At 74.8% G+C, this 3,042-nt stretch carries 1 protein-coding gene; it reads right to left on the bottom strand.

Annotation, left to right across the window (positions count from 1 at the left end; genetic code table 11):
- Nucleotides 1-3,042: non-ribosomal peptide synthetase (locus tag BM237_RS28540; protein ID WP_139238207.1), on the bottom strand; the 3,042-nt coding region annotated here is incomplete at both ends.

The raw sequence follows: 3,042 nt of genomic DNA, 5'->3' as shown, positions 1-3,042 counted from the left end.
CTCCAGCTCGCCGTAGGTCACCGACCGCTCCCCGCACACCAGCGCGGACGCACCCGGCTCACCCCCCACGGCCACAACGGGCACGGAACCGGCCGCGAGACGGTCCGTTCCCGCGGTGGCGACCAGATGTGCGTGTTCGGCGGGAGACAGCAGGTCCACCCGGTGGACGGGGATGTCCGGGTCGGCCGTGACGGCGGCCAGCACCCGTCCCACGTGTTCGGCCAGCCGGGTGGCGGTGGCGGCGTCGAAGAGGTCGGCCGCGTACTCGACGTTGAGTGCGAACCGGTCGGGATAGAGGAGGAAGGTGGTGGTCAGGTCGAACTTGGCCGACGCCCACGGCAGGTCGAAGCCGGTCGCCTCCAGGCCCTCGATGTCCGGCCCCGACGTGGGGCTCTCCTGGACGTCGACCATCACCTGGAACAGGGGGTTGCGGGACAGGTCGCGCTCGGGCCGCAGCCGTTCCACCAGCTTCTCGAAGGGCACGTCCTGGTGGTCGAAGGCGCCCAGCACGGTCGCGCGGACCCTTGCGAGCAGTTCGGTGAAGGTGGGAGAGCCGGACAGGTCGCCGCGCAGGACGACGGTGTTGACGAAGAAGCCGACCAGCCGTTCCAGCTCCGTCCGGCCCCGGCCGGCGACGGGGGTGCCCACCGGCACGTCGTCCTGTCCGGACCAGCGGGCCAGCACCGTCTGCACCGCGGTCAGGAGCACCATGAAGCGCGTCGCCCCCTGCTCGCGGGCGAAGGCGTCCAGCCGGGAGGCCAGTTCGGCGGGCAGTCCCACCTCGACCGAGCCGCCCCGGCCCGACCAGGCCGCGGGACGGGGACGGTCGGTGGGCAGCCGCAGCACCGGGAGGTCCCGCAGTTCCTCCTCCCAGTAGTCCAGCCGGTCCTCCAGCGTCCCGTCCCCGGCCCGGTCGCGCTGCCACACCGCGAAGTCGCCGTACTGCACGGGCGGTTCGGGTAGTGCCGGGGCCCGGCCCGCCAGACGCGCCCGGTAGCAGGCCGCCAGTTCCCCGGTGAAGACGTCCTTGGACCAGCCGTCGGTGGCCACGTGGTGGAAGGCGAGGACGGCGACGTGGTCGCGCGGTCCCAGCTCCCACACCCCGGCGCGCAGCATCGGCGGGCGGTCCAGGTCGAAGCGGCGGGTGGCGAGCGCGTGGGCCTGCTCCCGCACCGCTTCCAGCCGGGCCGCCTCGTCCTCGCCCCCGGGGGCCTGCCGCCACTCCAGCGGTACGCCCATCGGGTCGCAGACCTGCTGTGCGGGACGGCCGTCCACCTCGACCAGCGCAGTGCGCAGCACCTCGTGCCGAGCCGTCATGTCGTCCAGCGCGGCCTGCCAGGCGTCGCGGTCCAGGCCGCCGCGCAGGCGCCAGGAGAACCACAGGACGTACTCGTCGCCCGCCTCGGAGGTGCGGTCCAGGAACCACAGCCGCTCCTGGGCGAAGGACATCGGCAGCGGGCCGGAGCGGTCCACGGGGGTGACGGCGGTCCCGGCGGCCCGCCGCGCGGCGGCCACCGCCGGGCCGAACTCCCGGATGCGGGGGTTCTCGAACAGGGTGCGCAGCTCGATGTCGCGGCCCAGGCGTTCGGCGACGCGGGAGACCGCCATCGTGGCGAGCAGTGAGTGGCCGCCCAGGTCGAAGAAGCCGTCGTCGATGCCGACGCGTTCGACGCCGAGGACGTCCGCCCAGACGGACGCGATGATCCGCTCGCTCTCGTCGCGGGGCGCGGTGTGGGCCACACGGCCGGTGGCACGGTCGGGGCGGGCGTCGGGCAGCGCGGCCCGGTCGAGCTTGCCCGAGGCGTTGACGGGGAGCGCGTCGAGGAGCACGACGTCGGAGGGCACCGCGTAGTGCGGCAGCCGCTCGGCGCACCAGGCCCGCAGCGCGGCCGGCTCGACGGGTCCGCCCGTGCCGTCGGTGCCGCCCGTGCCGTCGGGTCCGTCGGGTCCGGTCACGACGTAACCGATCAGGGTCTGACCGGTGCCGGTGTCGGGCCGCACGGCGGCGGCGGCCACCCGGGGGCACTCGCGCAGGACCGCCTCGACCTCGCCGAGTTCGACGCGGAAGCCGCGGATCTTGACCTGGTCGTCGCTCCGGCCGAGGAACTCCAGGTCCCCGGACGGCAGCCACCGGACGATGTCGCCGGTGCGGTAGAGCCGGCCGCCGCCGGAGGCGAAGGGATCGGGCACGAACCGCTCCGCGGTCAGCGCCGGCCGTCCCAGATAGCCGCGCGCAAGCTCCGGCCCGCCGACGAGCAGTTCGCCGGGGACGCCGACGTCGACGGGCCGGTCGTGCGCGTCCACCACGTACACCCGGCGCGAGCCCAGCGGGCGGCCGATCGGCACCCGGCCCTCCACCGGTCCGGTGACCTCGTAGGTGGTGGAGGTGACGGTCGTCTCGGTCGGCCCGTAGGCGTTGCACACCCGCACATGGGGGGCCTCGGCCCGCCAGGCGGCCAGCGCGCCGGCCGGTACGGACTCCCCGCCCAGGATCAGCAGCCGCAGGCCGGCCAGTCTCGCGGCGGCGCGGCGGTCGAGGGAGAACGCCAGCTCGTTCCAGTAGGTGGGCGGGAGGTTCACGACGGTGACGCCGTGCCGCTCGACCACCTCGGGCACCTGGGTCGGCAGCCAGGGCTCGTCGGGGCGGACGATCACCTGTGCGCCGCACGTCAGGGCGGGCAGGACCTGGTCCAGGGAGGCGTCGAAGGAGAAGGAGGCGAAGGCCAGCACCCGGTCCTCGGCGGTGATGCCGTAACGGTCGCGGGCGGCGGCGACATGGGCGGCCAGGGCGTGGTGCTCCACACCGACCGCCTTGGGCCGGCCGGTGGAACCGGAGGTGAAGATGGTGTAGGCCAGGTCGTGCGGATCCGGGGTGCGGCGCGGGCCGTCGGGATCAAAGCCGGCGGTGTCGGCCCGTACCACGGCCGCGTCCAGCCCGGCGGCCGTCCCCGCGGTCGCCGCGTCCGCCACGACACAGCCCACCCCCGCCTCGGCCACCATGAACCGCAGCCGCTCGACCGGCAGATCGGGATCGAGGGGGAC

Source organism: Streptomyces mangrovi (assembly GCF_900114215.1).
GTDB lineage: Bacteria > Actinomycetota > Actinomycetes > Streptomycetales > Streptomycetaceae > Streptomyces > Streptomyces barkulensis.
This window is presented reverse-complemented; position numbering and strand designations above follow the sequence as displayed.